This window comes from Loigolactobacillus backii, from assembly GCF_001663675.1.
Lineage (GTDB): Bacteria > Bacillota > Bacilli > Lactobacillales > Lactobacillaceae > Loigolactobacillus > Loigolactobacillus backii.
Genome location: NZ_CP014873.1, coordinates 906,627 through 931,371, shown reverse-complemented (window position 1 = coordinate 931,371; position 24,745 = coordinate 906,627). Strand labels below are relative to the sequence as shown.

Below are 24,745 nucleotides of genomic sequence, written 5' to 3'. Positions count from 1 at the left end.
TTAATTTACTCCTCCATCGATTTTGTAATTTCTGTAACGGCCGCAATAACTTGTTTAGTTTCTTCAGCCGTATTGAAACTAGAAAATGAAAACCGTATAATTCCCCTTTGTTTGGTTCCCAAAGCCTCGTGGATTAATGGCGCACAGTGAGCACCAGGTCGCGTTGCAATTCCTTGTTCGCTTAATAGGTCGCTTACTTCGGATGAATCAAGTCCAGCAATATTAATTCCTACCGTAGCAGTATGCGGCTGCATTAAATGACTGTATACTTCAACCTTATCAAGGCCGGCCATCGCTAAAATAAATTGGTCCGCTAGTTTTAAAGCCTTTGAACCTAACTCACTGACACCTTGTTTTAAGCAATAATCAACACCAGCGGACAAACCAGCAATCCCCGGCACATTCAAAGTTCCTGCCTCTAGCCTTTCTGGCATGAATGGTGGTTGTGAATGATTAAAAGAATCAATTCCACTGCCGCCTGACAATAACGGTGTTATTTGTAATGGCTTCAAAAAACAAATCCCACCGGTCCCCTGTGGTCCATATAGCGACTTGTGTCCAGTAAAACATAGTACATCAATGTGACTGGCCTGCATATCGATTGGTACTACACCAGCGGTTTGTGAAGCATCTAAAACAAATAATAGGTGGTGGCGCTGACAAAACTCGCTGATTCGTTTAATATCCACTAGATCCCCAATTACATTGGAAGCATGCGTACAAATGATCATTTTAGTATTAGTCTGTAATAAGCTAGCTAGTTGATTTAACTGCAGTTCTCCCGTTTTGGCGTCAAGACCAACAAAACTATGCGCAACACCGGCCGCTTCTAATTGATAAATTGGCCGTAATACCGAATTGTGATCAAAGGCTGTTGCAATAACGTGATCGCCTGGCTTAAGTAAGCCTTTGATCGCAATATTTAGTGCTTCAGTTGCATTGGTTGTAAACGAAACTAACGACTCACTTGGTACATTAAATAATTGCTGAATTTTCTGCCGCGCTTTGAAAACAACTTCATAAGCATTGATAGCGGACTGATGAGCCCCTCTAGATGGATTACCATAAATTTGACGATCAATGACGTCAAAAACGGCCTTACCAACGGCCTTAGGTTTAACTAAAGTTGTTGCTGCATTATCAAGATAAATCATACTGCCACCTCACCTTAACTCACGTTTGTTTTCAACGCGCTTAGTAATCCCATCTTTGTCCATTTTTTCCAAAATTAACATAGCGTAACGCCTACTCGAACCAGTGATATCGCGAAAATCGGCTAAACTAAGTTGGCTGTTCTTCTGAATAAAATCAGTCACCAATTTAACGGCTTTTTGATAATAGGTACTTGAGATAACGACATCATCATTAAGTCGCACAACTGTTGTTCCCACTAGCGCATCCAGAACCTGCGTTGCCTGCCGCTGACCATTAGTTAACTCTTGTGAACTTGGTGGCGTAAACCCAGTGGCCGTTAATTCTTTTTCAAGTTGCGCCTTTAGCTTTAGTTGTTCCGGATTAAAAATCGGCTTAAAGGCATATAAAGAAACAAAACCTGCTTGTTGCTTGATTACCTTTTCCGCACATAAATAGTCAATGACATCACTACTGTAATCACTATTAGTTTGTTCATTTATCTTGGAACGAACTTCAGCTAAAACTAGTCCCACCTTTAATGGAAATTGTTGGTGGAAGTCCTGTAGCTCACTGACCAGCCAGTCCTGTAATTTTTGAAGTTTTTCACTAATCGTATATTCATTACCTAGTTTGTTTATCTTGCCATTTTTACTTAATACCCCTAATAATTTTTGGGCCTCACTCTGTTTTAAATCCAAAACATTCGCAATATCGGCCAAACTATTAAACATTTTTTCACTGGTTAATAAATAATCTTTTAAAATAGCCGCCTTATCGCCAGTCGCCCGAATGGATAAAGTACGTAATATTCCCTTATCATAGCGATGATGTCGGCGGGGATTAGCATCCAACACTACACCGCCACCAATTGTTTTCATTGGCGAATACGTTCTGACAACAAAGCGATCGCCATTTTTTAAAGCAATCTGTTCTTCTAAACGAATTTGAACAAAAGTTTTACCGTTTACTTGCACTTCTTCCGTTCCTAAGGGGTAAATCCGGCCAAGTACTTCTTTGGCCCCAGCATAAACCCTAACTCGATCTTGAAGTTCCAGTGCAGCATCGGAAACATCTAACGTTTGTAATTGCACATCAAGCATCCACGTGGGTTCCACATTGTCTAATAAAGTTAAAACGTCCCCCCGGGATAGCTGATCGGCCTTAACGTTTAAATTCAAGGCAGTTCGTTGACCGGGCAATGCTATTTTCTCATCCTGATCATGCACTTGAATATTGCGAATACGAACACGCTCCTCACTGGGGTAAGCAATTAACTCGTCATTGATTGCTACTTGGCCACCCAATAAAGTTCCGGTTACAATGGTTCCAAAACCCTTTAAGGTAAATACACGATCTATGTTCAAACGTGGATTCCCGTCGCTTTTAGGCGGTGTAATGTTCTTGGCCATTTCATCAATTTTTAGCGTGAGCTCATGTAAACCAGTTCCAGAAACGGCATCGGTAATAACAACGGGTGCTTTTTCCAAAATAGTACCCGCAAACGTTGTCCGAACATCATCAATGGCCAATTCCTGCATCTCACTATCGACGGTGTCCGCCTTAGTCAGCACAATAATAAAGTTTTTAATACCAAGCAACATTAAAATTTCAGCATGTTCAATTGTCTGCGGCATAACACCTTCACCAGCATCGACAACGAGTAATACCATATCAATACCGGCTAACCCAGCGATCATGTTCTTTAAGAATTTTTCATGTCCGGGAACATCAACAATTCCTACACGTTGTTTACTTGGAAGATCAAAGAACGCAAATCCTAAATTAATAGTTAAACCACGTTTCTTTTCTTCAGTGGTGGTATCAGTTTCAATTCCGGTTAACGCCCGAATTAAAGTCGTTTTCCCGTGATCAACATGTCCGGCCGTTGCAATTACAATGTGTTTCAATGTTCAGCCTACTTTCCCGCGTAATCGAATAACTTTTCGTATGAGCTCTTAACTCCCCGCCGATATCCTTTATAAAAAGCTTTGTAACGAATATCTTTATCGGCAAGCAATTGCTTGATTGCTTGTGTTTCTGGTAGTTCATAATGCAAACTAATCCCACAACCAGCCACAATTTGCCCTGGAGTGGTTAATGCCCGCGTTTTAAAGTTATTTTCCTTAGTTAAGACTTCACTTTTTATGGCGTCATGAGTTGCGTCAAAGACCACCAAACCAAATTCTTTATCCATTTTTAATCGCTTTCCTTTAAGGTCGAACGATTCGCTGTGAACCGCGCATTAATTCAACAATTCTAAACATATTTGTAATGTCGCCAACACCAAGCTTATCTTCTAAATGATAGAAATTAACGCAGGCGCCACAACCTAGTACTTTAACGCCATTATCAGCCAAAACCTTTAAGTCCTCGACTGAATCGGAATCCTTGGCTAATAACTTGACCCCAGCATTATAAAAGATCATATATTCTGGCAGAACATCCTGTTCAGTCATTGAATTGATGAATCCTTTTAATAATGTCCGACCTAAATCATCATCTCCGCGGCCCATGATATCTGTGTTTACAACCACGATGTACCCTTGTGACAACCGAACCTGTGCCAACTCTGCCTGTTCAACGTGAGGCATTGCTTCATCGGAATCCTCTGCTACAGCAACTGGCGCCGCTTGAGCAGTTTCCTTATTTTCACCAGTTGAACCTTGCTTCTTAATATCAACTTGGAATCTTTCCTTAGAGAGTTGTTGCATATTATAGGAATAACCTAATTGTTTAGCCATTTTTTCTAAATTCTGTGTTGAAATATCACTATCGACAACAATCTGAACTGAATCATTGTTACGTAATGCCTTTTTTGTCCGAATAATTGGAATTGGGCAAGCCTGACCAAGTGCATTTATTTTTTCCATAATTATTTATCTCCTTAAAATTTAATTAACGATAATTTCGACGTCATCTGTTGAAGCTTTTTTTGTAACGTGACCAATAATTGCTGACTGTAATTCTAATGTATTCAATTCCTGCAATAATTTTGGTGCTACAGACGCTGGTACACTAACCAGTAAACCGCCTGAGGTCTGTGGATCAAAAACAATTTCTTCTAATGCATAGTCGTCAAGGTCGAACCTAATTTTCCCTTTTAAATAATTCCGATTTCGCTGACCACCAGCAGTTATGAGAAACTCTTCCGCATAATTATAAGCCTCAGGAATCATTGGAATGTTCTCCGCCGTCAACTGTGCTTTAAATTCACCGTGTAACATTTCACTTAAGTGACCAGCAAGACCAAAACCAGTAACATCGGTGCAACTAGAAACTGAGTACTGGCGAATAATATCGGCCGCGTACTTATTTAAAGTTGTCATTGAGGCAACTGCTTGGTTGAAAGCCGCCTCTGAGGCCTCACCTGCACCATAAGAAGTGGTCACAATACCTACACCCAATGGTTTGGTTAAAATTAGGACATCGCCATCGGCCACCGTATTATTTTTTAAGATTTTATCTGGTGCAACTCGACCCATAACTGATAAACCGTACTTTGGTAACCGATCATGAATGGAATGCCCACCAGCTAGTATTCCACCAGCCTCAGAAACTTTTTCAGCACCTCCTTTAAGTATCCGTTCTAAGATTTTCACATCCATATTCTCTGGAAAACAAACAATATTTAGTGCAGTAAGAACATCCCCACCCATGGCAAAAATATCACTTAGGGCGTTGGCCGCCGCTATTTTACCAAACAAGTAAGGATCGTTTACCATTGAAGGAAAAAAATCTAGTGTTTGAATTAAAGCAGTATTCCTATCAATCTGATAAACCGCCGCATCATCAGTTGATTCATAGCCAACTAATAAATTCTTATCGTGTTTACTGGTTGGTAGTTTTTTTAGAATTTCTGCTAAATTTCCAGGCCCTATTTTGGCGTTACAACCGCCACATACAATGAGTTGCTCAGCTTGCGTTTTTTCGTCCATGATTATTAAATACTCCTCTCTTATACCAAATATTTGTTTAATGTTGCTAAGAATTGCTGATTTAAAGTAGACAAATCGTTAATTGCGGTCAATATTTGTACGCTATTATCACTAGAAATATCCGTTTGTTTAATCAGACCTGATTTTAACTCTTGGGCACTTATCGTCAAAGTAACCGTTTTAAATGAAAAATATTCAGGATGAATTAAGGCCAATGCTGTCATGCCATCCCAATTAATAAAACCATCAATTTGCCACATGGCCGTATTTACCTTCATCCAATCCAAGATAGCTTTTTTCAACCAGAGGTAACGTTCCTTATTTGATTGCCGTAAGTTCAGTTCAGCCCGCTTAAACAGTGTTTTAGAAAGGTACTGGCCGCTAGCAATTAAGAGTGGGGCCCCACCAGTCAGCACACAGTGGGCCGCCTCAGGTGCGATTGAAAAATTCAATTCATTAACTAAAGTATTTTTAACAGTTAGTTGCTTAAACCGTCCGCCCATCACAACGATCCGGGCAACCAGTTTAAAAAAATCCGCTTCATATTGTGCTGCCTCAGCTAGGTTAGCTAAACTTCCCGTTGCTAAAATAGTGATTTGGTGGGGATATTTTCTAACTGAATCAACCAGAAATTTTCCCGCTGCCGAAATCGGTGCACTTGAAGAATTCATTTCTTTTCCAGCGTAAGTATTGAGTTTTAAGCCAAATAATGGACCTAATTCATTCGTTTGTTCTACGGCCTGTTTTACCGTACCGTTGCCAAAGGTAAGCGTAACACCTAGTAGATCAACGTTAGTTTGCTGACCTAAATAAAGTAAGGTTAGCCCATCGTCAATATCTTTCCCCGCTAATCCAATTGTATTATCACAGTCATAAATTAATTTCATAATTATCCTTTAATAAATTCGGCAACTTGATCCGCGTCTGCCTTAAAATCAACATCAAGCAGCGTTGGCATTAACTGAAATTGCTGATTACTTTCCTGTAGTAATTGCACTGTTGCTTCCAAAACACTAGCCGTGCTCCAAGAAATATCTGTATTTAAAAAGGGGGCAGCATCACAACCACTAGTACCAAATAGATAATATCCCCCGTCAAATGTTGGCCCTAAAACGACATCGTTTTGTCCTAAGGCTTGTGTAGCAGATTCAATCATTGCAACAGTTAATTGTGGAATATCACTACCAGTTAAAATAACCTTTTGATAACCCTGATCTTGAACCCTTTGAATAGCATGACTCATTTTCAAGCCTAAGGTACCTTCATCTTGCGGAAAGACCTGAATCCAATCCGGTAAACTGGCTAAAAATGACTGTGTTTGAGTCAAATCATGGCCTTGATAAGCCAAAAAGATAGTCATTGTTTTAGCCAATTTTTGACTAAGACTAACTAAACGGGCCAGCATAATCGATTGAATTCTTGCCGCCTCAATTGCCGTCAAATCAGGCTCCAATCTGGTTTTTACGTAACCTGGTTCAGGAACCTTGGAAAAGATGATATATGCGCTATTGTTCACAAATTCACCCCATATTTTTTTAATAATGGTACCGAAAAATCTAACTGCAAAAATGATTGACACCGTTTTAAGATTTCAACATTTTGGATTGGTTTATCGGCGTAAGTAGCTACTAACATGCCACACCATGATAATGCGCGTAATAATAAGAACGGCATATATAAATTAATATTAGTTTCTAACAGCTGCCGCCTTTGGCCCGTTAACTTAGCGTAGGTGGTCAGAAATAGTCTAGTTTGTTCCGTCGTTAGCCTTTCTGACGTACGCCATAAAGTTGTTGTTTCCGCGATAAACTGAGTCAAATCCTGAACAGCGTTACTAATAACGGGTTTTTCCCAATCAATCAGCCACCCATAATCTGCCGTAATTAGAAAATTATTTGAATTAACCTCTGTATTAACCAAACACATCGGTTGATCCAAGAAGTGTTCATCTGCATTATGCTGCGTACACCAATCTTTTAAAGCAAATAATAAATCAGATTGCTCACTATTTATTTTAGATGAATCTCTAACCGCTTTCAATAGCTGATTTGCTTCGTTTAATCTGGCCGAACAAATCTTAGTTTCGCTTTTCAACTGTGCGTAGGCCGCCGGCTTCAATTGTAAATTATGAATCGCAGCAAAGATTTCTGCTGCTCGGTGTAGATCACGATGATAGACCAATGGTTCTCCAGGTAAAAAAGTTTCAATTAGAATATCGTGTTGAAAAAAACGCTTGGTATCATCTAAATAAAGTGGCTCCGGTGTATGTTGACTCTTATAAAGAATTTGTAATGCATGGTACTCATAGCGTGCTTGTTGCTTAACATTAATTTGTGAGCCATAATTCATGCGAAAAACAATTTTATTACTAGTAGTATCGGTAATTAAAAAATTCCGATTATATTCTCCTTGCGCTAAAAATGAAATTTCTTTAATCGGAGCCAAATCAAGTTGCGCCATTATTTGTTCTTGGCTAAGATAACGACCAATTTTTTCAATTATTTGTTCGGCCACTATTTCATCTCCTTCGGTAGTACAAGCGACTTAATATTGTGGGACTAAAGCCCAGTAAGTAAAGTAATTTCAAACATTGCATTTTGAAGAACGTTTTAAACCGTCCTTCGCGATTGTATTTACGGGCACTTGTTAAAATTGGTAACGGAAATTGAATGAATTCTGAATCGATTTTGGCCAACCGCCGACTAAACTCAAAATCTTCCATCAGTGGTTGAACTGGAAAACCACCACTCTTTTCATAAATTGTCTTAGTCACAAAAAGGCCCTGATCACCAAAAATTAGTTTGAATTTACGTGCCCGTAAATTTGACCCCCACGCTATTACGCGAAAGAAACGTGATTTATCGTTAAAATGAAGCGTAAAGAATCCTACTTTGGCCGTTGTTTCACGTAATACTGGTAAGGGCGATCCGATCGGAAAACGTGAATCCGCGTGTAAAAATAATAATTTTGGGCTCTGGGCTACTGAACCACCTAGCCGAAGCTGTTGTCCCCGATTCGGCACGCCGTTATTACTATAGTGAAAATTTTGGGGTAACCATTCAGGTCGCTTACGTTGCTCACCATCAACAATTACAACTGCCACGTGCTCTAATCCCCAACGTTCTAATTCCACCACTAGTTGCTTTACTGCTGGATCATCATGAAAAATCGGGACAATAATTGTTAACCACATTTAGTACACCACCGGTAACCGTTTAAAATAGAACTGCTTTTTTGTATTAATTTGAACACTATCAACGGGTAAATTAAGGTAAATAATCTCCGAGCCAACTGCAATTGTGACGCGTTCACTATCACCAATCCAAGTGATTCCGATAATTTCGCCATTAAAGGCAGAAAAGGCAGTGGTTGCTAACTGAATTGATCCAACAAATGGTATGTATAAGGTTGCTTCCTTAACTGGCCCAGTGCCCCGAAAGTCACTATCACCGGTATAAATAGACGATACAAATTGATGTTGTTGAAAACTACCTTGAATAAAATTAGCCTGACCAAGAAACTTTGCCACTGCCAAATTAGCAGGTGTTTGCTCCAATTTTCTTGGTGTATCTATTTGCATGATCTGACCGTTAATTAAAATTGCCACTTGATTTGATAACAGATAGGCCTCGGTTTTGTAGTGTGTTACGAAAATAACCGTTAATTTAAATTGCTGTTGTAACTTTTTTACAAAATCCAACATTTCCATTCGCAGGCCCTCGTCCAAACTAGAAAAAGGTTCATCCATTAAAAGTAGACTAGGGTTAAGGATTAGGGCCCTGGCCAATGCAACACGTTGTTGCTGCCCACCAGATAGTTCATCCGGATACCGTTTGGCCAACTCCGTAATCTCCATTGTCATCATGATCCGTTCGGCACGTTGTCTAATTTCTGCTTTTTTGATTTTCTTTATTTTCAGTCCAAAAACAATATTTTGAAAAACGGTCATGTGGGGAAACAAACGATAATCTTGAAACACCATAATCCCCTTGGGTTTCTGCTCATTGTCACCGGTGAAGGTCCCCGCAGTCGGATGATCAATTCGGGCCAAAATATTTAGTAAAGATGTTTTACCACTACCTGATGGGCCCAAAATAGCAAAAATACTATTATCATTGATCGATAAATTAACCTTCTTTAAAATCTGCTGGCCACCTTTTTTTTGCGAAATATTATTCAAATAATAAGTCATGCTCTGATCACCCTCCTTTCCCGATGCGTCATCCAAGTATCAATCAAATAAAGTGGAATTAATGTAACCAGCATGAAAGTAACGCCATAAACGGCCGCAATTTTATATTTTCCGGCTTGCGTGAAGGGAAACATCCGCACTGATAAGGTTAAATATTTGCCATCTCCAACCAGTAGCGTTGCTAAATATTGGGTCATTGAAACAATGTAAGTCATCATGACGGCCCCTTGTAGCCCGTTCTTACTTAACGGAAGGGTTACCTGAAAAAAGGTCTGCCAACTAGAGGCACCTAAGTTCCGGCTAACAACCTCATAGCGATTATGTAAAAGGGCCAAGTTATCGACTAGTAGTTTAATTGCATAAGATAAACAAAATAACATATGAATACTAATGACGCCGAGAAAACTACCATCCAAACCCAGTTTAATCATCATGAAATCAACATTGGTTAATAAAGCGATACCAGGAATAATTAACGGCAAATAGACTAGAATATTCAATAATTTTTTCCCGCGAAATTGATAATAGGCCAAAGCAATAGCCGTTGGGTACGCGATACTAATGGTCAGAACAATGGTGCCCAGTGCTAAAGAAATACTTGCAGTGAGTGATGCTAATAGTTCGTGATTTGTGAACAGTAATTTGAAATAAGAACCAAAATTAATTTTTTGTGGCAAAAGCTGCGGATAATTCCAACCTTTTCCCACCGCCAACAGGACAATAACTAATAGAGGTAAGAAAACAAAACAAGAAAAAATTAAAAAAAGGGCCAGTTTAGTTAATTTTTTCATTTGCTACCTCCCGTATGTCCACCTGGTAAAAACCTCCCTATTTTTAATAACAATCCCGCAAATAAGATTGAAAAAAGGGACAAAATTAAGTTAAGGCTCATGGTTAATGGTAACTGCGTTAAGTCCCCTTGAACGTAAAGATCATAAATGTAGACCGGCAGCAATTCGCGTTGTTGATTACCCAAAAGATATGGCACTTCATACGAGCCAAAATTAAAGGCGAAGTTAATAATAAAAGCATTGATTAATGCTGGTTGAATCAAAGGTAATGAAATATGCCAAAAATTTTGCCACTTAGTCGCACCAAGATTTGTAGCAACGATTTTATAACGATCATCCATTTGTCGTAATACGAGTACCAAAGAAACAATCACGAAGGGAATCTCTTTCCATAAATAAGTTAAAATAATTCCTATTTGCAGTGGATCATTAACTAAAAGCGGAAAATGATTAATTGAGGACATTATTCCTAAGTGTACCAATAAACTAGGAATAAGCCCGGTTTGACTGATCAACTGTAATAACGCTAAAACAATAAAAATATGTGGTAACATCACGGGTAATTGCGCAATTTTAAAAAAAATACGCGTAAAGTTATTTTTACGGCCATTGAATAAAAAAGCCAGCCCCAATCCAACGAGGCAGGCCATGGCAGTACTAAATAAAGCAAATAAGAACGTTCGCTCACAACTTGCCAAAAAAGTTGCACTATGAAACGCTGATCCATAATACTGAAGACCAATTTTTTTCAGCCCAACAATCGGATAATAACCAAGACTGGTTACAAATGATTTTAAAACGGCACTAAAAAAGAAAAGCGTGAAAAATAAATAAAACGGGCTCAATAATAAAATTATTTTTCTTTTAGTTGGCATTTAAAACATGTTCCTTCCAAAGCTGTTCAATAATTGGAATTTTCTTACCTGACACCTCAGGAATTCGCTTCTTCGCCAGTGTTTTAACTGGTACAGTATTATTCTTGGCGGCAGAATCATTTAATTTATCCGTAATCTCCTGTGGCATTTTATTTGCCGAATATGGTGGAATGGCAGCACCATATTTCAAACTAAGCTGCTCACTTTGTGCCTTTTTACTGAGCATTGTATTGATAAGTACAATTGCGGCGGCCTTATCAGGGGCCGTTTTTGGTACGGCCAAATAATTATAATTGCCGATTGTTCCCTTATCAAATAAGAAAGTTTGTGCATCATTTGTAAATTGCCCGGTAGACTTTTGCGTTGCAGCATACATTGGATTGTACGAAAAATCTAAGGCAATTTGGTGATCAGCAAACATCTTATCCATTTGTGCCGTAGTCTTTGGATAGGTTTTCCCGTTCTCCCATAAATAAGGCTTTAATTCATTTAAATAATCAAGGCTAGGCTTAATCACTTTATAAATACCTGCCTTTGTTGCCGGCGCATCATTGAGCGCCTGATAACCAACCGTTTCATAAATAATGTTCCGGATAAAAGCACTACCTGTAAAATCAGGTGGTGCAACGTAAGTTAATTTACCTGGATTAGCTTTAGCCCAATCCAGTAACTTGGCTGCACTGGTTGGGTAGTTACCATTAAACATTTTTTTGCTTCCAATCATTACAAATTGGGCATTACCATAAGGAACTTCAAGTTGATCAATTGGTGTCGCCATATCCCGTTTAACATCGGGATCACTAGCAGAAATATAGCGTTTCATATTGGGTAACATTTTATTATTTAGCGGCCCATCTAATAAACCTAACTTCTTAGCGTTATAAAAATTCTCGCCATTAATCCAAACAACATCAATATTTCCTTGTTTTTTATTGGCCTCTTTTTCGGTTGTTAACTTATTAAGAATTGTATCAATGTCCATAGGAACTCGCTTAACGGTAATTCCTTTTTTCTTCATCATTGGTGTCACAACCTGATCAATCCACCGATTTTGTGTATCCGAACCACCAAACCCATAATAGGTTACTGTCTGGCCCTTGGCTTGTTTTAAGGCCGTTTGATAGTTAGTTGGTAATTTATTGGTCGATTGTGAATCCTTACTGTTTCCCGCACAGCCACCTAAGATTAATAACGGTACTAACAAGACCAATAGCTTTAATCGTTTACCCCCGCGCAAAAGAACCACTCCTATTTAAATCATTTTTTTGTGTTGACCAATTTTTTTAGGTATATACGTTAATAAGAATAAAACAATGCCTAAAATTGTAAATTTAATTGATAATGATAACGTTAATCCCTGGGTTAGGATATCAGATGCCATATATGCATAGATAAAGCAGGCCGGTAGCATCGTAATTCCGGAAATAATTGAAAACCGTTCAAAACGCATCGGCGTCAGTGCGTAAGCATAACTTTGTAACGCGTACGGAAAAATTGGTACTAAACGCGTTAAAATCAGAAAAGATACACCGTTCTCATCAACACCGCGCATAACTTTTTGAAATGTCGGTTGATTGCCATATTTTTTTATGATGGCATCCTTCAATAACGTTCTTCCTAAAATAAACGAGACACTAGCACCGACTGTACTCCCAATTACAGTCAGCAACCCACCAATAAAACCACCGTACACAATCCCAGCAACAATCGCAAGCAAGCCTCCAGGTAACATAAACACTGCCGTAATAATACAAAGTAGAATAAATGCAAAATAACCTACCCAGCCTTGCTGCTGAAACCAGGCCTGCATTGCTGGCACATTTTGTAACTCTTTTGTTAACCCAGTTGTATAAAATAATACAATTCCCGCAATAATTATTGTGATGAATGCTAATACTTTCTTCATACTTGCACCTCATGTAGGAATTCAAAAACTACCTTATTATGCATGTTCAAGTATCCTTTTAGTTCGATAACGGTTCTTCCAAGACGTATACGTAGAATTAAGTACATTTTCTGGGCAATGATCACCCTGCATTATAACGGGGCCCCAAATCAGATCCAGTAAGTGCCAAGATTGGCCACCGCCATTCATCATAGCAGACCGGCATGAAGCACAATAAGTAACAATATTTTTAGTGGGTAAACTATTAACCCGGTGCGTCATTGCCTTTTTAGCTAATTTAGGATTAGTAACTCCGCACATGCCACCTAAACCACAGCATAACGTTTTTTCGCCAGATGATTTAGCAAGCTTAACCGTATATCCCAATTCACGCAAAATATGAATTACGGCCTGATGAATGTCTGTTTCATGACGGGTCGGACACGAATCTTGGATTGTAAATACCATGTCACTAGAAGCAGCCTTACCAATGGCTTCTTTTGGTAAACCAATTTGGTCTAGCGTTGTCCAAAGTGAGACACTTTTCACTCTATCCGTCTTACGAATCATGCTTAGACAGCCTTGGCAAGCCATGATCATTTCATCGACTTCGCAATCTTCAATTGTATCAACTAGTGCATTGAACTTTTTTTCAAACTTTTTTTGCTCACCAATATAATAAAGCGGTTTACCACAACACTGTTGGATAACTGATAGATCCGGGTAAAAGCTCTTTAAGTAAGTAACTGTTTTACCCACATATTCTGGGCAATAAGCACTCAAAGAACATCCTGCCATAAATCCCATTCGCATTCTGTTTACCCCTTCCTTGTATAAGTAAATAACCTAAAATTAGAAAAAATTTGGTGAAAGCGGACACCACGTAATTGCTCCAGCGGTAACCGGCCTTTGTTTTGGACAATTAAATCCTGTCTAATCGCTAAAAAGGCATCCGCTATTTCCAGCTTATACGGACAAACTATTGTGCAATGATGACAAAGTTCACAGCTGTACGGAACAAGTGGATCAATTTCGCCGGTCGCAACAAAGTCGCCGAAAATCTTATCCGGTGCCTTTTTTTGCTGCCGTAAAAACATGCAATCACGCATGCAACGACGACAAGACGAGCAGGTATCAGCAATATATTGGGCCTTTGCAACCGTTTCTTCACTATACTTGATCATTCGGGACACCTATTTTCTTTTTTGCCTGTCGTTTTTGTAATATTTTACGAACAAACAACGACACAACAACCAATAAAATAACTGCTATCAATGCCATAAACAGCATCAATTTACTACCACCCAGACTGCCACCAACAAAGGAATAAACAATCGTCGCCGGCAGTTGGCCAATTCCAGTTGCAATTAAGAATTTACCAACCTTCATATCAGTAAAACCAGCACCATAACTAACTTCATCAAAGGAGACAAACGGTAATAGACGCAACACAATAATCGTGTAGTCGCCATACTCATTAAAGAAACCATCCATTTTGGCTAGAGCCTTTTTGGTAACTATTTTTTCGGCAAATGGTCGGCCAATTCCCCGGGCAATATAAAAGCATAGCAATGCCCCTAACATAGCACTGGACCAGGAAAGCGCCGCACCAAATAGCCAACCATAAAGATACGCGTTCGCAAAGGTTAAGACAAACGCCGGCAAAGGAGCAAGAATCGATTGAAAAACCATTAAAAATGTTGAAATTAACGGTCCCCAAATACCAAATCCAGCAATATAATTCCGAAGTGCTTTAATATCTAACTTGGCCAACATGACGCTGACCGTATCAATAAAATGTCGGTACCCTGGAATAAAATAATACCCAGCAATCAATAAAATAATGAAGCCAATAGTAACACCTAAACTAATTTTACTTTGTAGTGTTAATTTAGTGATTTGGTCACCTTGGTTTAATTTAGGTACCGGGTGCCGATAACTATCTAGCGCAAGGACCAATAGCCAGATAATTAATAGTACAAATACACTTCCGGCGGTCACTGAAAGTGACCAGTCCGCATTAAATAACTCACGAACTGTTTCCCCTAAAACAACACTTAACGGATGCCACTGATAAATGGCCAACAGTAACAGAAAGGAAACAGCAGAAATTATGAGCGTCTCCGAAAAACGAAAAATCGCCCAATTTTGTTGTAGATGCTTACCATAAAATAAATAACAGCAATATACCAATACCGTAATTACCGGTATCAACCAACCTAATGAAATTCGCATTTGTAACCAAGTTGATTGCCACGCTAACAGTGCACACAATATCCCAATGACAACACCATTATAAAGAATTCGCAATCTCGTCATCATCGTACCCTACTCTCTTGATAATTTTACTTATTTCACTTTGATCACTACAGCAAGTTGTGAACCATCCTTTGGTAAGACACTTGATTTACCAGTAAAATGTTCGCCGTATTGGAAACCATATTTAGCACCTGAAGCAATGCCTACCGGGCAACTGTCAAAGCAAAGTACACAGCCAGTCTTCATTTTATTATTTGTTGTCATATTGCCACCAAATTTAAAGTCCAGGTTTTTTACGTTCTTACCATTAACTTGTACTGCTTTTTCAGCCTTAACGCGTTTGCCATTAATTAGGAAATAAACGGCTAGACTACTTCCCTTAATTTTTGAACCGGCCTTGGACTTTGCAGTTAAATTATTCCCGGCCTTAGCACCAACTTTTTTAAGATCTTGGTAAAATGCTTTCGGTGTTGCTTCTGTTTTTAACAATGATTTATTTCCGTTAGAACCATCAACGTTGACAATAACATGGCGCGTTGGTTGTGTCAGATAAGTTCCGTTAACGGTTGTCAAGATTGTTATTTCCTTCTTTTGCTTATCATACTTAATTGGTTTACTTGTTGTTAACCCCGCAACAGATTTAGTAGCCGCCTGACTATTCGATGATAGTGAAAATCCGATTCCTAATACCAATAGTAAAGCCGTCATTACGCTGATAAAAATTTGTTTCTTCTTCATTTTGTTCACTCCTATATATTATGTTATTTAATACCCTTTTTAATATGTGCTGCTTTTCTAGAAATTCTTATGTATGGAACCAGTAAAATTACTGGTTCCGCTATGAACAAGTAATACTTAATTAATGCTCAATTGGTGTGTTTTCCTCAGGAGCATGTCTAAAGCCTTGAACTAACATTGTAATTGCAGTGTACGTAACAACTATAATGACCAACCAAGTTAAAACCTTGATATTTAAGCTCTTGACAAATTTAACAGCGATAAAGACCCCAACTACACCACCAATCGTAATACCAATTGTTGCAATTCGATTATAATCACCCTTACGAATAAACTCACGACTAGCGACCGGCATTAATGCTGCACAAGAAGCCATCATAATTGGAAATGCCGCAATTGGTGTTAAACCTAACAAATAGATCATTGCCATACATGGCGCGTACAGACCGATACCTGCTGTCATTAAAGCACCTAAAATAAAGTTACCAATAATACCAACAACCAGTTTCCAACCAACTAAAGCAGTCGCCTTATTACCGCTACCTAAAGCAGCCAAGAAGCCGGTATTCGATAGAAACATCAAAATTGCAGTGAGAATTAAAGCAAAACCCATAATGATTTGAATTTTTTTCTCATCAAAACGTGAAATGAACTTTGACCCAAGAAACGAGCCCACTGTAGAAGCAATAACCAATGAAAGCAAAGTTACGCCACTAACCTTAACCGACGTAATAAATAAGAAAGCCTCGGCCAGTACCGGAATAGAACAAGCAATTGTTAAAGTACCAGGTAACAATTTGTCCGATTTCAAAAACTTTGTTAATTTTAAGAACATGGTCGTTGGCGCGTAACTACCAATACCAAGCGCATCGAAGAAATTAGTAACAAACCCAATTCCTCCGGCCACGAACACATTACCATCATTTAATTTATCCCGATTTTTCGCCAAATCATGAACCCAAATTATGGCGAAGTAGACTAATAAAATACCTAGTAAAATTTGTACCACTAAAGTCATCGACATTCTAATTCCCCCTTATTATTTCAATTCAAATCCATTTGATAATGGATCACGTGGATCAAATAAGAAGGTGTTAAACCCTGTGATATAAGCTGAACCAGTGACTTCTGGAATAACAGCATCATAGTCTCCAACCTTAGCTTCTTCAACAACACGCCCTCTAAACTTCGTTCTTAGAATGCTTTCATAAACAAAGGGTTCATCAATTTTAATTTCACCTTTTGCGTATAAAGTAGCTAATTTTGCACTTGTTCCCGTCCCACAAGGTGAGCGATCAACTTGACCGTCACCGAAGACAACGACGTTTTGCATTGTTGCATCGTCATCTTTTGGTTCGCCATACATTTCTACTAAATCAATCGAATTAATGTAGCTCATCGTTGGATGTTGAACCTTAATTTGCTCATTAGCCGCTCGTAAAATCTTCATACCAACATTGGCAAGTTCTGAGGCATTATTTGATTCGATTTTTCGGTTAATTTCTGCAATAGGTAAAATTGCAAAGAAACTGCCACCAAATGAAACATCAAGCTTTACTGCACCAATATCAGGAACGTTAATTGTTACGTCACGTTTATACAAAAACGCAGGAACGTTCTTAAACGAAACACTATCAACCTTAAATGGTTCACTCATATGAGCAACACATCTGATAATACCTGCTGGTGCTTCTAGGACAACTTCTTTTTCACGGTCATCTTCACTAACATCGACCATCCCAGTCTCAACAATTGCTGTAACAGCAGCAATTGTATTATGACCGCACATGTTTAAATAGCCACCTGTATCCATGAAAATAATACCAAAATCGGCTTCATCACTGATTGCCGGAATTAAGAAGGCCCCAAACATTTCATTATGCCCGCGAGGTTCTAACATTAATGAAGTACGTAAGGTATCCTTATGATCAATTAAATATTGCTTTTTTTCAGCAATTGTTTTACCAACCAACTTAGGAATACCACCCGTAATAATCCGTGCTGCTTCACCAGCAGTATGTGTATCAATACCTGATAACATTCGTGATAACTTCATAACCTTACCTCCAATAGTCACAATTTAACTATTCGTTAAATCATGCTTATTTTGTTTTTAAATCTGAACGCATTTTTAATTTTAGAAAGCCCAATGCTTTATTAGCATCACGTAAATCAAGGTTATTTTCTCCAACCACAGTTGTCTCAATACCCGCTTTTGATTTATTAATGTCTAAGACAAAGGGCGTATATTCATTAGTGACAACGAACGTTGCCTGCGTTCCAATAAATTTCAAACCAACAACTGAAATACCAACATGGCCGATCTCTGACATTGTATTCATAAAATCCACATCAGAATTACCCCAGCCATCTGCGGATATTACTGCACCATCTGTTCTCATCGCTTGTAGCCATTTAGCGACTCTTTTCCCAACTAAATTTTTCAAAAGATTATCTTGTGGTGTTCCAACAACGATAACTCCTTGAAAATCAATATCAGGATCATCGCCAAAAACTGCTACTAGCGGATCACGAAAATGATGTAAAGTTGTTTCTTTAGTTGATGGACCAACACCCATAGAAATCACACCTTTTTAATGGCTATACCATTGCGCGAATAGCGCCATCACGATATTCATTTGGCGTTAACAAAACTGGAAAATTATTCATATCAATAATTGACACACCATTAGTCATACCACTAGGCTCATCTGGAAAAAGTAAATTATCGTACATCGCTCCTTGACCAGCCACTTCTTTAACAACAACGACTTTAGGCTTTCCCGGATGAGACTCATTAGAATATTCATGGGTCTCGTCAGCGTAACGACCATTAATCATTTTTAAAATATTCCTAATTGGCTGCAAATACTGATCTGCCAATGTAAAAATAGTTGTTACCAGTTGCCGATCAAATGAGAAATTAGGTTTAAGCAAAACATCAAAAAAGATCATATAGTCATCTTCATTTGGTGTTCCCGCCTTTCCTAACGATATTTTATCTTTCAATAAACCATTAGATGCACCAAAGTCATGTAATTGGATCCCCGTTGTATCTGCTCCGGTAATGAGGAAGTAGGCCCCAGTTAGCGTATGGGTAATCCCATCGCCAATTTTGCCAAGAACTTTAGTCGATATTGGGCAAATATCCATAATCGTATTAGTTTGGACATCTAAATGATGTGGCTTAACAATTCGAATGGTGATTGATTCAAAATCAGCGGGTAAGCTTGTGGATATTGTCTCTGGGATCGCTAAATGACCGTCCGTAAAGCGATATTTAGTGTCGAATACAATGTCTTTTACTGAAAAAGCCTTTATTTTAAGCGTATCTTCAGACATTCAAAATCCCTTCTTTAAGAAAAAATAAAAAAGAGGCTATTCGAAAACAGCCTCTTCCCACAAACCAGATTGTTTAGATCTGAGCAATATACTCGTACGGTAATGGTACGATCTTACCCGGTTGATCAATTTCCTCTAGTTGTTCTAACGTATCTTTCAAAATACCAGTTTGCATTTCTACGTTATGTGGTTCACCCGCATTAGCGCCCATTGGTACACGAGGTGCAACTGCACGAGGTGTTCCTTGTTGACGTACTACTGGAGGTAAAGCTGCAATAATAATTGTAGGAATCCCGACAGATTCAATAGCTCGCTGCACGATCACGGCAGTTCGATGACAAGTTCCTCAACCAGCAGTCATTACAACAGCATCTACGTTTTCGTCCAACAATTTTTTAGCAATTTCCGGACCAGTCTTTTCAGTGAAGACTTTTACGTCACCACCGCCGCCCATACAAGTATACATTGTTGGGGCGACCGCTTTAATATAACCTGAATCGGCTAATTCTCGAAGACGGTCAATTGGAAACATACAATTAATGTCACGGTTTACATCCGTATTATCATAGCCACCATGTGAAACCATTAATTCCTCATCTTTAGCTGTACCTGGTACGGCACGGAAACTTGTATCACCAGCTAAATTGAAAGGAGTATCTGTTTTCAAATGGACACCTGCAGCCGTCACAATAGCAACAGACATATCTTTTAATGGCTTAGTTACTTTTGTAAATACGGGTTTAGGTGTGATTGGTACAAAGATTTCGGATTGTAAACCATCAATCTTTTCTAAACTCATTTTGATTGCTCCTTTTCTTTTGTTTTTCTTTCTTGTGTTTCTTTTTGAATGACTTTCATTCGTTCTTGATAGGCGTGTAACGCCCCAAGATATTTTTCATTGGGTTGTTCTGATAGTACCTCTGGGTAGGACATTAAAAATCCTACTTCTTGGCCTACTTTTAATTCATATTGTGAAATAACCATTCGCTTCGGTACTTCCAACCGGCCCATTCGTCCTTTGAAATCCATAATGACACTGGCACCAGTGACCTCAACGATGACCCCTTCCCACACAGTTTCAGTAGAAGGATAGTTTAATTTGTCATATTCACTGGAAAAAGAGTTATCAGAAGCCATTAATCTTCATCCTTTTCGTAAATATCACGTCGTTTTTTACTCATTGGTAATGATTGTTCATTCTTTACTAATTTAACAGTGCGACCAGTCTGTTTTTCAATGGCTTCCACATTATTTTGCTTAACATTTGGATTCCAATGATGTTCGGCCTTTTTAATTGAGCCACCAGCCATTTTAGTTTGAAGCATTGATAATGCCCGAATAGCATCTTCTTCACAAAGTGTATTGTTTGATAAAACCTCATTTTCGATACCTTGACGTGACTTATTATTATCAACCATTGCATCCATGAACTTATTACCAATAACTAGCTGCCCTTGAACGGCCGAATAAGTTACCCCAACAACTGATACACCACGTTTACCAATTTCTTCAAGGTGTGATGCAAAATCGATATGGTTATTACCAAAGCCTTCAGTTGTTACAATAGCGCCATCTAAATTCATAGCCTCTACCATCATGCCTAAGCGTTTAGAAACATAGAATTTTTGCGTATTTTCTTGTGGAGAACCAACTAAGGCAACACCAACAAGGTCAATATCATCATCCTTCATTGCTTCCTCAACTAATGGTTCACGCCAGTAATGCCGTGAAGTTTCCTTTGACGCCGGTCCGATACACGTTAATGCATGGATACCACCATCAAGTAATTCAGTTGGCGCAAGTACGACTGGTAAATTACCAAGATCAACGTTAGGCTTGGCACCAAGTGTACCAACAGGTTCAACTGGCATTAATAAGTTATCATGCATTGCACCTTGGCCCATGATTTCCTTAACAATCAACACACGCTTTTGCTTTGGATGACGCTTTTGGACTAAGTCTTCAGCCATAGTAACTAAATTATCGTCGGCTTTTTTCAAGCTTTCACGAATTTCTTCAGTAATAATGTCTGTTGCCTTATGTGCTGCCAAAGGTCCACGACGTTCACGATTAGTGCCCGCTTCAATGGTCAAACGGACTTTAATCATGATTTCGCCTTTGTCAACGGCACCTGGACGACCCCACATGATATTTTCATCAAGTGGACCTTCTGAAGAACCAAATTCACCAATTTGAACACCATTTTCATCAGTCCCAGTAAGAACCATGACAACACCATCAAGTACCCGCGTAACGCCAGAGCCTAAATCACCTGATTCTTTAGTGGCAATGGGCTGAACGTCCATGATCGTATCACTGTATTCATGATATTTGTCAGGCGTAATAATTTCGATGTCCATGTCTTTAACTAAATCTTCAGTTTCAACCGCATCAGCGCATAATTGTTTCTCGTTGCGTAATTGTAATGTTGTTCCGTCAACTTTTGTTTCATCACCGAAAACAACTTTATCAATTTTGAAGTGCTTTTTGGTTAACTTACGAACAACCTTTGCAGGTACTTCATCGGAATCATCTGTTGCTGCAGGTCCGGTTGTCGAAGCAGCACCAACATTTTTAGCTGTGCTAGTATTAGCTCCTTGGGCCTGCATTAATGATAAAGGGATTTGTAAGTCTATTCCTTTACCTTCACTGATAGATAACTTAAGCATCTGACTTTGATCGTTAGAAGTTGCTGTCGACTGAACTGCTGGTGTTACAGAAGCCGTTTGCGCTGTTTGTTCTACTTCGCCAGCGTCATCTGCAGTAGCATCTGCCTCATCAGCTTTGTCAGCAGTCATTTCTTGAATATCCTCAGTATTATCAGGTGTTAGCGGAATTAATGCATCCGTTGTTTTAGATAATTTTGCACCGACTGCTTGTCCCAATTTCAAGGCATTTTCTGGAATAGTTAGTAAACCAGAATCAACATAATCATCAAAAAGTGTTGGGTCTTCAAAATCTGCAGCCTCAAGCACTTTTCCTCCTTCACGACGGCAACAAAGTACTGCAGGATCGTCTGCATGTTCCTTTGCCATTTCAACCGTAATCGACATACTTTTTAACCTCCTCTAAATTGATTAATTAAGCAATGGAAAGTTCAGCGTTAATAAGCTTATGAATACACTGTGCTATGTGTTCAATCTATTTGTGATTTTATCAACTTACAAAAAGAATTTCACTTATCAGCGCTAAATGGTCAACTGCTAACTAATCTTTATATTAATAATTACTTAAATAAGTTGTGATAATTTTATTTAAGCAACTACATATTAACATACTATCTAGATTAACAAAAGAAATCTTTTTCATGAACAAAAGCAATGTAACCGCTTTTCATTAGATGAATTCTAATAGTATCACAATTCACAATTCTTACAAAAAGTAACAAGAATTTTTTAGCCGTCTGCTTAGTGATTACATAACGTTCTTTCATTAAATTCTTATTTAAAGATAACCTTAGCCCTTAAAATTAAATTTTCATTAGATTTATGAAGGTCATTTGAGGCTCGCCATTCTGGAAAATCGTGGACTATTCATTAAAACAGAAACCAAAACACAGGAAATAATTTTATCAACAAAATTACCCGTTACTGTTCCAATAAAAGTCGATGATAACAGTGACTTGCCCGATGCCTTAAGTGTAAAAATCAATAAATCCGTTCCTGATCCTGTAAATCCGCCATATAAAAGCAGCCGAATTGGGGTTCCAATCGCAGGCGCGACAATCGATAAAATGACGCCAGTGATAACGGCAGTCTTTAAGCCGAAACCCTTTTTTGCCATTAAACCAACAACAATTGCTACAGCAATATTAACTAAGGCAAATGGAAATTCTAAAATTCCACTAAAGGCTACCATGAACAAATTAGTCACTAATCCAGTCAGGCTACCATAAAGAATTCCAAAATTAGCAGCAATATAAATAGTTCCAATTGTGTCCAAGAATAGCAATGGAATATGTAACATCTCTACGGTTTCACCTAACACAACGTTTAATATGGCAGCAAAGGCACAAAACACTAAAATCCTTGTTTTAGTAATTTGCAATTTAATGATCTCCTTTCAAAAACAAACTAACTTTTTTTCCAAACTGACGATCGTCCGGATAGTCGATAGGTACTTCGATATACGGCATTCTAATATTATTTTCTTGACATAATTGTAAAAATTCGGTCATGAATACCCCGCGCTGACCAGTAATTCCACAGTTAGGACTCTGGGCAATGCCAATCAAACCAATAATTCTTACGCCAGCCTTTTGATAGCCTTTCAATTCTAAAATAGTTGGTGCTAACAACTGAGTACACTTCTGCTGGTAGTTGTTAATTTCAAGATAATCCTTATAGGTCATTGAAGGTCGATCAGGGCCTAACAGTAAAAATTCTGGACAAGGCAGTTGTACTAATCCAATTTTCCCAGGAATATCTTTCACGAATGGAAAAGCTCCTACCGCACGTTCTAATCCGTGAACCACCACGTTTTGATTTAAAACACAATGTGAAACTACGGCTATGCTGCGTCCACACATAAATAGATCCCCCTTCAAAAAAAGAGGCCGGGACAAAAGTCCTGGCCTCTTACTGATCGTTACTCTAGAACATAAACCCAAAATCGACTTTTGTCCCACTCGTCAATTTAAAACTATTTATTTCAATATTTTGACACTCTTAGAACGTGGATCACCAACCTGTACCTGATACTTGGCTGGTTCCTTCTTGTGTGCTTTATCCCAAGAATACCAACCGCCATCATAAACATGAACGTTTTTCCAGCCTGCTTGATAAGTAATTAAGAAGGCCGTTGCGGCACGCCAACCAGTTCCACAATAAAAGTCAATATTGCTTGTTGGTTTTATACCCCATTTTTCCCATGCAGGTAAAACCTGATCCGCCGTTTTAACGGTGCCATTTTTATTCAATAAGTAGGCCGCGTCAGCACTAGTCTTACTTGCTTTAGCGTAGACTGCACCCTTAGGTTCACCTTTATCCTTAATGTAAGAATAACCACTGATCTTACCCGTAAATTCAGGCCATGATCTTGTACTTGCTAGAATTAAGTTAGGATCAGCCTTCTTCTGTTTCAAAACTTCGGCAGGTAGCTTAACTTCGTACTTAGCATTGGCCGGAACAGTTACACCAAAATCACTTGCTGCTTTGACGGATTTAGCTGCACCTTTTTGAACTGTAAAATCGCTCTTTTTCCAGCCATTATAACCACCATCAACAACTTTGACGTTATTAACACCCGTCCAAAGAGCCGCAAAAGCAACGCGTGAGGCAGCATTGGTATCAGCTGAATACACAATCAACGTAGTCTTACTAGTAACACCACGTTTCAATAAAACCTGCTTAATGTGTTCTGCTGATAACAAATTCCATTGATTGGCTTCTGATTCAACTGAATTGGTATTAACGTGCATTGATCCAGGAATATGGCCTTTCTTGAAGGTACTGTCATTCCCATAAGACGCCTCAATTACTTTGTAATCCTTAACGTCCGTTTTATTATGTATAACGGTTCTACAATATCTGTTGTTGGTAATAGATTTTCATCTATTACTGATGACAGATTTTTTATTTATGGCTAGAATAAAA

At 38.6% G+C, this 24,745-nt stretch carries 29 protein-coding genes; all 29 read right to left on the bottom strand.

The genetic code is table 11. The annotated features are described in order from the left end of the window. Positions 1-5: 5 nt before the first annotated feature. Positions 6-1,154 carry an aminotransferase class V-fold PLP-dependent enzyme gene (locus tag AYR53_RS03950; RefSeq protein ID WP_068279168.1) on the bottom strand — a complete coding sequence of 383 codons (1,149 nt, stop codon included), beginning with the start codon at positions 1,152-1,154 and terminating at the stop codon, positions 6-8. Positions 1,155-1,163: 9 nt separating this feature from the next. Then, positions 1,164-3,041, bottom strand: coding sequence for a selenocysteine-specific translation elongation factor (gene selB / locus AYR53_RS03945; RefSeq protein WP_068279171.1), 1,878 nt, complete (start codon positions 3,039-3,041; stop codon positions 1,164-1,166). Between the two features lie 8 nt (positions 3,042-3,049). Beyond that, positions 3,050-3,328 (bottom strand): putative Se/S carrier protein, encoded by a 279-nt coding sequence (locus AYR53_RS03940; RefSeq protein ID WP_068279174.1) that lies wholly within the window; start codon positions 3,326-3,328, stop codon positions 3,050-3,052. A gap of 16 nt (positions 3,329-3,344) precedes the next feature. After that, positions 3,345-4,004: a sulfurtransferase-like selenium metabolism protein YedF gene (yedF, locus tag AYR53_RS03935; protein ID WP_068279177.1), complete on the bottom strand. Its 660-nt coding sequence runs from the start codon at positions 4,002-4,004 to the stop codon at positions 3,345-3,347. A gap of 21 nt (positions 4,005-4,025) precedes the next feature. After that, a complete protein-coding gene (selD, locus tag AYR53_RS03930) occupies positions 4,026-5,069 on the bottom strand; it encodes a selenide, water dikinase SelD (RefSeq protein ID WP_068279182.1) in 1,044 nt (347 codons plus the stop codon). Positions 5,070-5,089: 20 nt separating this feature from the next. Then, positions 5,090-5,956, bottom strand: coding sequence for a nucleoside hydrolase (locus AYR53_RS03925; RefSeq protein WP_068279185.1), 867 nt, complete (start codon positions 5,954-5,956; stop codon positions 5,090-5,092). Positions 5,957-5,958: 2 nt separating this feature from the next. After that, on the bottom strand, positions 5,959-6,585 hold the full coding sequence (locus AYR53_RS03920; RefSeq protein ID WP_068279188.1) for a TIGR04282 family arsenosugar biosynthesis glycosyltransferase: 627 nt from the start codon (positions 6,583-6,585) through the stop codon (positions 5,959-5,961). Continuing rightward, positions 6,582-7,583 carry a phosphotransferase family protein gene (locus tag AYR53_RS03915; protein WP_082918541.1) on the bottom strand — a complete coding sequence of 334 codons (1,002 nt, stop codon included), beginning with the start codon at positions 7,581-7,583 and terminating at the stop codon, positions 6,582-6,584. The genes AYR53_RS03920 and AYR53_RS03915 overlap by 4 nt, the downstream gene beginning before the upstream one ends. A gap of 4 nt (positions 7,584-7,587) precedes the next feature. Then, the gene (locus AYR53_RS03910) at positions 7,588-8,262 is read right to left on the bottom strand and encodes a TIGR04283 family arsenosugar biosynthesis glycosyltransferase (RefSeq protein WP_068279191.1); all 675 of its coding nucleotides are present in this window, start codon (positions 8,260-8,262) and stop codon (positions 7,588-7,590) included. Continuing rightward, positions 8,263-9,261, bottom strand: a complete 999-nt coding sequence (locus tag AYR53_RS03905; protein ID WP_068279194.1) for an ABC transporter ATP-binding protein — start codon at positions 9,259-9,261, stop codon at positions 8,263-8,265. Next, entirely contained in the window at positions 9,258-10,052 is a 795-nt protein-coding gene (locus AYR53_RS03900; RefSeq protein WP_068279197.1) for an ABC transporter permease, read from the bottom strand. The genes AYR53_RS03905 and AYR53_RS03900 overlap by 4 nt, the downstream gene beginning before the upstream one ends. Further along, positions 10,049-10,927, bottom strand: coding sequence for an ABC transporter permease (locus tag AYR53_RS03895; RefSeq protein WP_068279200.1), 879 nt, complete (start codon positions 10,925-10,927; stop codon positions 10,049-10,051). Before AYR53_RS03895 ends, AYR53_RS03900 begins: the two co-directional genes overlap by 4 nt. Continuing rightward, positions 10,917-12,164, bottom strand: a complete 1,248-nt coding sequence (locus AYR53_RS03890; protein ID WP_068279203.1) for an ABC transporter substrate-binding protein — start codon at positions 12,162-12,164, stop codon at positions 10,917-10,919. Before AYR53_RS03890 ends, AYR53_RS03895 begins: the two co-directional genes overlap by 11 nt. Positions 12,165-12,179: 15 nt before the next feature. After that, complete coding sequence (locus tag AYR53_RS03885) at positions 12,180-12,833, bottom strand: TVP38/TMEM64 family protein (RefSeq protein WP_068279206.1); 654 nt, start codon at positions 12,831-12,833, stop codon at positions 12,180-12,182. Positions 12,834-12,869: 36 nt separating this feature from the next. Continuing rightward, positions 12,870-13,625: a heterodisulfide reductase-related iron-sulfur binding cluster gene (locus AYR53_RS03880; protein WP_068279209.1), complete on the bottom strand. Its 756-nt coding sequence runs from the start codon at positions 13,623-13,625 to the stop codon at positions 12,870-12,872. A 5-nt stretch (positions 13,626-13,630) separates the two neighbouring features. Continuing rightward, the gene (locus AYR53_RS03875; protein ID WP_225418559.1) at positions 13,631-13,996 is read right to left on the bottom strand and encodes a 4Fe-4S dicluster domain-containing protein; all 366 of its coding nucleotides are present in this window, start codon (positions 13,994-13,996) and stop codon (positions 13,631-13,633) included. Further along, positions 13,983-15,134 carry a TVP38/TMEM64 family protein gene (locus tag AYR53_RS13775; protein WP_239690509.1) on the bottom strand — a complete coding sequence of 384 codons (1,152 nt, stop codon included), beginning with the start codon at positions 15,132-15,134 and terminating at the stop codon, positions 13,983-13,985. The genes AYR53_RS03875 and AYR53_RS13775 overlap by 14 nt, the downstream gene beginning before the upstream one ends. A gap of 27 nt (positions 15,135-15,161) precedes the next feature. Continuing rightward, positions 15,162-15,809, bottom strand: a complete 648-nt coding sequence (locus AYR53_RS03865) for a YdjY domain-containing protein (protein ID WP_068279212.1) — start codon at positions 15,807-15,809, stop codon at positions 15,162-15,164. A gap of 121 nt (positions 15,810-15,930) precedes the next feature. Continuing rightward, complete coding sequence (locus AYR53_RS03860; RefSeq protein ID WP_068279215.1) at positions 15,931-16,833, bottom strand: sulfite exporter TauE/SafE family protein; 903 nt, start codon at positions 16,831-16,833, stop codon at positions 15,931-15,933. 15 nt (positions 16,834-16,848) lie between these two features. Further along, positions 16,849-17,865: a proline racemase family protein gene (locus tag AYR53_RS03855; protein WP_068279217.1), complete on the bottom strand. Its 1,017-nt coding sequence runs from the start codon at positions 17,863-17,865 to the stop codon at positions 16,849-16,851. A gap of 46 nt (positions 17,866-17,911) precedes the next feature. Next, entirely contained in the window at positions 17,912-18,388 is a 477-nt protein-coding gene (locus tag AYR53_RS03850) for a glycine/sarcosine/betaine reductase component B subunit (protein WP_068279220.1), read from the bottom strand. Positions 18,389-18,410: 22 nt separating this feature from the next. Next, the gene (gene prdD, locus AYR53_RS03845; protein WP_068279223.1) at positions 18,411-19,151 is read right to left on the bottom strand and encodes a proline reductase cluster protein PrdD; all 741 of its coding nucleotides are present in this window, start codon (positions 19,149-19,151) and stop codon (positions 18,411-18,413) included. A gap of 73 nt (positions 19,152-19,224) precedes the next feature. Next, entirely contained in the window at positions 19,225-19,470 is a 246-nt protein-coding gene (locus AYR53_RS13995; protein WP_239690510.1) for a hypothetical protein, read from the bottom strand. A gap of 27 nt (positions 19,471-19,497) precedes the next feature. Further along, complete coding sequence (locus tag AYR53_RS13990) at positions 19,498-19,950, bottom strand: glycine/sarcosine/betaine reductase selenoprotein B family protein (protein WP_068279229.1); 453 nt, start codon at positions 19,948-19,950, stop codon at positions 19,498-19,500. Continuing rightward, entirely contained in the window at positions 19,947-20,288 is a 342-nt protein-coding gene (locus AYR53_RS03830) for a CBO2463/CBO2479 domain-containing protein (RefSeq protein ID WP_068279232.1), read from the bottom strand. The genes AYR53_RS13990 and AYR53_RS03830 overlap by 4 nt, the downstream gene beginning before the upstream one ends. Further along, positions 20,288-22,204, bottom strand: a complete 1,917-nt coding sequence (prdA, locus tag AYR53_RS03825; protein ID WP_068279234.1) for a D-proline reductase (dithiol) proprotein PrdA — start codon at positions 22,202-22,204, stop codon at positions 20,288-20,290. The genes AYR53_RS03830 and prdA overlap by 1 nt, the downstream gene beginning before the upstream one ends. Before the next feature lie 442 nt (positions 22,205-22,646). Next, on the bottom strand, positions 22,647-23,198 hold the full coding sequence (locus tag AYR53_RS03820; RefSeq protein ID WP_068279236.1) for a CD3073 family putative ECF transporter S component: 552 nt from the start codon (positions 23,196-23,198) through the stop codon (positions 22,647-22,649). Position 23,199: 1 nt separating this feature from the next. Further along, complete coding sequence (locus tag AYR53_RS03815; protein ID WP_068279237.1) at positions 23,200-23,679, bottom strand: CD3072 family TudS-related putative desulfidase; 480 nt, start codon at positions 23,677-23,679, stop codon at positions 23,200-23,202. A gap of 117 nt (positions 23,680-23,796) precedes the next feature. Then, a complete protein-coding gene (locus tag AYR53_RS03810; protein WP_272481868.1) occupies positions 23,797-24,627 on the bottom strand; it encodes a sulfurtransferase in 831 nt (276 codons plus the stop codon). Positions 24,628-24,745 lie beyond the last annotated feature (118 nt).